Origin of the sequence: Duganella violaceipulchra (assembly GCF_019166075.1) — a bacterium.
Classification (GTDB): Bacteria; Pseudomonadota; Gammaproteobacteria; order Burkholderiales; family Burkholderiaceae_D; genus Rugamonas; species Rugamonas violaceipulchra.
Window position 1 is genome coordinate 1 of sequence record NZ_JAHTGR010000063.1, and the last position, 2,907, is coordinate 2,907.

Consider the following 2,907-nt stretch of genomic DNA (forward strand, 5'->3'; position numbering starts at 1 on the left):
GTTCGGCGATGACGGTGAAACGTCACAGGAAAAGAGCAGTGCGGGACAGCGCCGAGCAGCTGATGAAGTGGAAACGAGCACAGCTTAAATTAACTGGCAGAGTGTCTTGACTGACGGGTCCACTTTAATCAGCCGGTGCTAGCGCATCAAGCTTTGCGGTAAGCGCTGCGGTCGTAATTGGGAGTACAACCGTACTCATGAACGTCGCGGTTCCGGCTACAGAGAGTGCTGCGATAACGATTCTACTATCCTTCCAATCTGTACTTGGTTTTTGCATGCGCTCTTTGTGGCGGTCACTAATTTTTCCCATATATTTCTATCTTCCAATAGCTTGCGTTCGAATCAGGCTTCTAGTACGGTTCAGGTATCGTCGTCTTTGTGCTTCTTCCGGTATCTTCTTATCTTTGCGTAATACTCAGCGGAGGGTCAGGTTCTGGCCGGTTACAGCGGTTGGTGTCCAGCATCTGCAAAACTCACGCTTCTTGCTACCAGGCCGAATCGCCCCAAACGGACGCGAGGACTTCATTACGATGCGCAATTAAAAGAAATATCAACAAGGTGGCGGCTCAACTACGAGAGTATTCCCAGGGTGTATTCCGACTTCCCGAAGAGTCCGTATATCAGTAAGTGGTTGTCCTGGCGGAGTAGCTGTTAACATCCGTAGTGTCCTAATTACGTCACCGGTGGATTCATTTCTCAGAACCCAAGTGGTACCATACTGGAAGGGCCGTACGCTTTTTGAAAGCTTAAAATAGACTTCATCAGTGAGCGCCCCGAGGGTTTCAAAAGCTGCAATGGGATAGGTAAAAACGGCATCCGGACGCCCGAGGAAAGCTCTACCATCAACAATGAAAGTAGTTGCGTCCTTGACCTCCTTAGCAACTTGCTTTGCTATCTTCTCCGGCTCTAGCTGCTCCTTTGAAAGACGGTTGACTATTTCGAGAATTTTCCTGTCAAGCTCCTCATTGCTAGCTTGGAAATCTGCTTCCCGTTTCTCACTTATCTGTGATTTCTTAAGAAAGATGTCATCGGTTCTGAAATCGCTTGGCGCGTACAATTTCTCGTGATGCTGACTGACCAACCACCCGAAAAGGGCCAGTACCGCAACAGGGAACAGAACGAGAAACCAAACGAGTGGTACTCGTTCCCAGAATTCCAGCTTCGGGTTAAAGCCGAGTGTAAGAGCCGCAAATCCATAAATCAGTACGATAAATAAGGCAATTATGCCAATAGGATTTTTGGCAAGCCCCTTGGCTGTGGCCCCAAACGATGAAATATCGCTCACAAAGTCTCCTGATATTGACTATTGATAAATACAACGGCTCTTCACTGGAGGAAATTTAGCTTCTGCTGAACGTCTGGTCTTGGCCGGACTCAGTCACCAAAATTTCCAGCTAGGTTTCTTGACAGGGGCGATGGTTGGACGAGCTCTGACCTGGCGGTGCAATTGTCCCATCAGGCTTTGATAGACCAGCATCGAGAATACCTGCAAATTTCCGACCTTCATTTCGCCGCCCAGGTAGGGATGCACTCTCCAGCCCAAGCATTCGGCCTCGTCTGGCAGCATGCTATTTCCGGCAGCAATTGGTTGCCAGTCAGCGCAAAACTCTTCGTTTAGCCATTCTGCCGACCTTTTCATAGCATTGTACTGCTCAGCATTGGTGGCAATTTGCACGTAATCTCCCTCTAGCGAAGACAGTCGCCAGATTGCCCCATCCGGCGATCCAAATACCCAGTCGGCCATGGCCGTAAGAAAAAGAGGCGTATCTCGCTCAGGAACCAGCCAGGTCCACTCCGACAAAAGTGCAGAGAGATCATATCGTTCGGCTGGAACCATAAAAGCTCGTTCGGTCATTAGGTCTTTCTCATTAAGTTCTGGGTAACACGTCGGTCTGCTTCTGGCCGAAAATCGTCACTCAAGTGATTCCAGCACTTTCGTGAAGTCAGGTAATTTTAGTTCCACGGCCTTTTTGCCGTACTCATCTTTGCTCAACGGGCCAAGAACGACATCTGACAAATTCGCTAAATCCGAGTCACGTAGTGAGTCGATTATAAAATAGTCGGTTTTACTCCTGTCCCCAGCGGGATGCTGTTTAGCTACTACATAACGACCGTTCCATCCGACAGCGAAGACCATAGCATCCACGCGCCCAATCCAAGAGCCTTTGCCGAGGTCCCTACACAAGGAGATATTATCAGCGGTGTCTATCCACAATAGGGCGTAAGGGCCCGCACGCCACTCGATACCAGAATCGAAAAGACTGCATGAGGTAACGCTAGCTGCGAGGCCTAAAGCAATCAACAGCCTAAATATTCGCATCGTCATCTTGATGAACGGTGTTTCATTGAATGTCCGATTCTGGCCGAACCCAACCCATCGAGTAAATATCACTTCCGCAGCCAGCATAGCATTCTTGCCATCAAGTAAAAATCACAATTTGTCACATCGGGCTCGTTCAAGCAAAACGGAGGGCATATCCCTACTCTAGCGGCCCAAGTACACCGCCGTAATTTGTTCGCGACCGTGGCCCATTTCTTCTGACAATAACAAGCGTGCCGAGAGATCCCTTTGTCGTTGCTCCGGTCCGAGTTGCGATGACCGGGGGCCGCCTCGCGCCGGGCTGTGCCAGCCGGTGAGCTGCTGGTAGCGTTCCTGTGCGTAGTTGTGGCGCAGTCCATGTACACCGTGAATTCCCGCCTTATCGCACTGCGCGCGAAAGCGCTGAAGCTGATCGCGGTAGCGCAAGTTAGCCATGATGAGACTACCGCCAGCAACAAGCCGTGCGGTGGTCAAGTAATTTCGGACACAACGATAGGTTCACGTGCTGCCATTTTCCGTTCGTAGACGGCGGGTGACAGATTTCCCAATGCTGAATTGATGCGCTTGCAGTTATAGAAGCCGACGAT

General features: G+C 50.2%; 3 protein-coding genes. All 3 read right to left on the minus strand.

Going from position 1 to position 2,907, the window contains the following annotated elements:
* Positions 1-550: 550 nt before the first annotated feature.
* A complete protein-coding gene (locus KVP70_RS32940; RefSeq protein ID WP_217946652.1) occupies positions 551-1,285 on the minus strand; it encodes a hypothetical protein in 735 nt (244 codons plus the stop codon).
* Between the two features lie 93 nt (positions 1,286-1,378).
* Positions 1,379-1,855, minus strand: coding sequence for a DUF1851 domain-containing protein (locus tag KVP70_RS32945; RefSeq protein WP_217946653.1), 477 nt, complete (start codon positions 1,853-1,855; stop codon positions 1,379-1,381).
* Positions 1,856-1,912: 57 nt separating this feature from the next.
* Positions 1,913-2,407 carry a DUF3997 domain-containing protein gene (locus KVP70_RS32950; protein WP_217946654.1) on the minus strand — a complete coding sequence of 165 codons (495 nt, stop codon included), beginning with the start codon at positions 2,405-2,407 and terminating at the stop codon, positions 1,913-1,915.
* Positions 2,408-2,907: the final 500 nt, after the last annotated feature.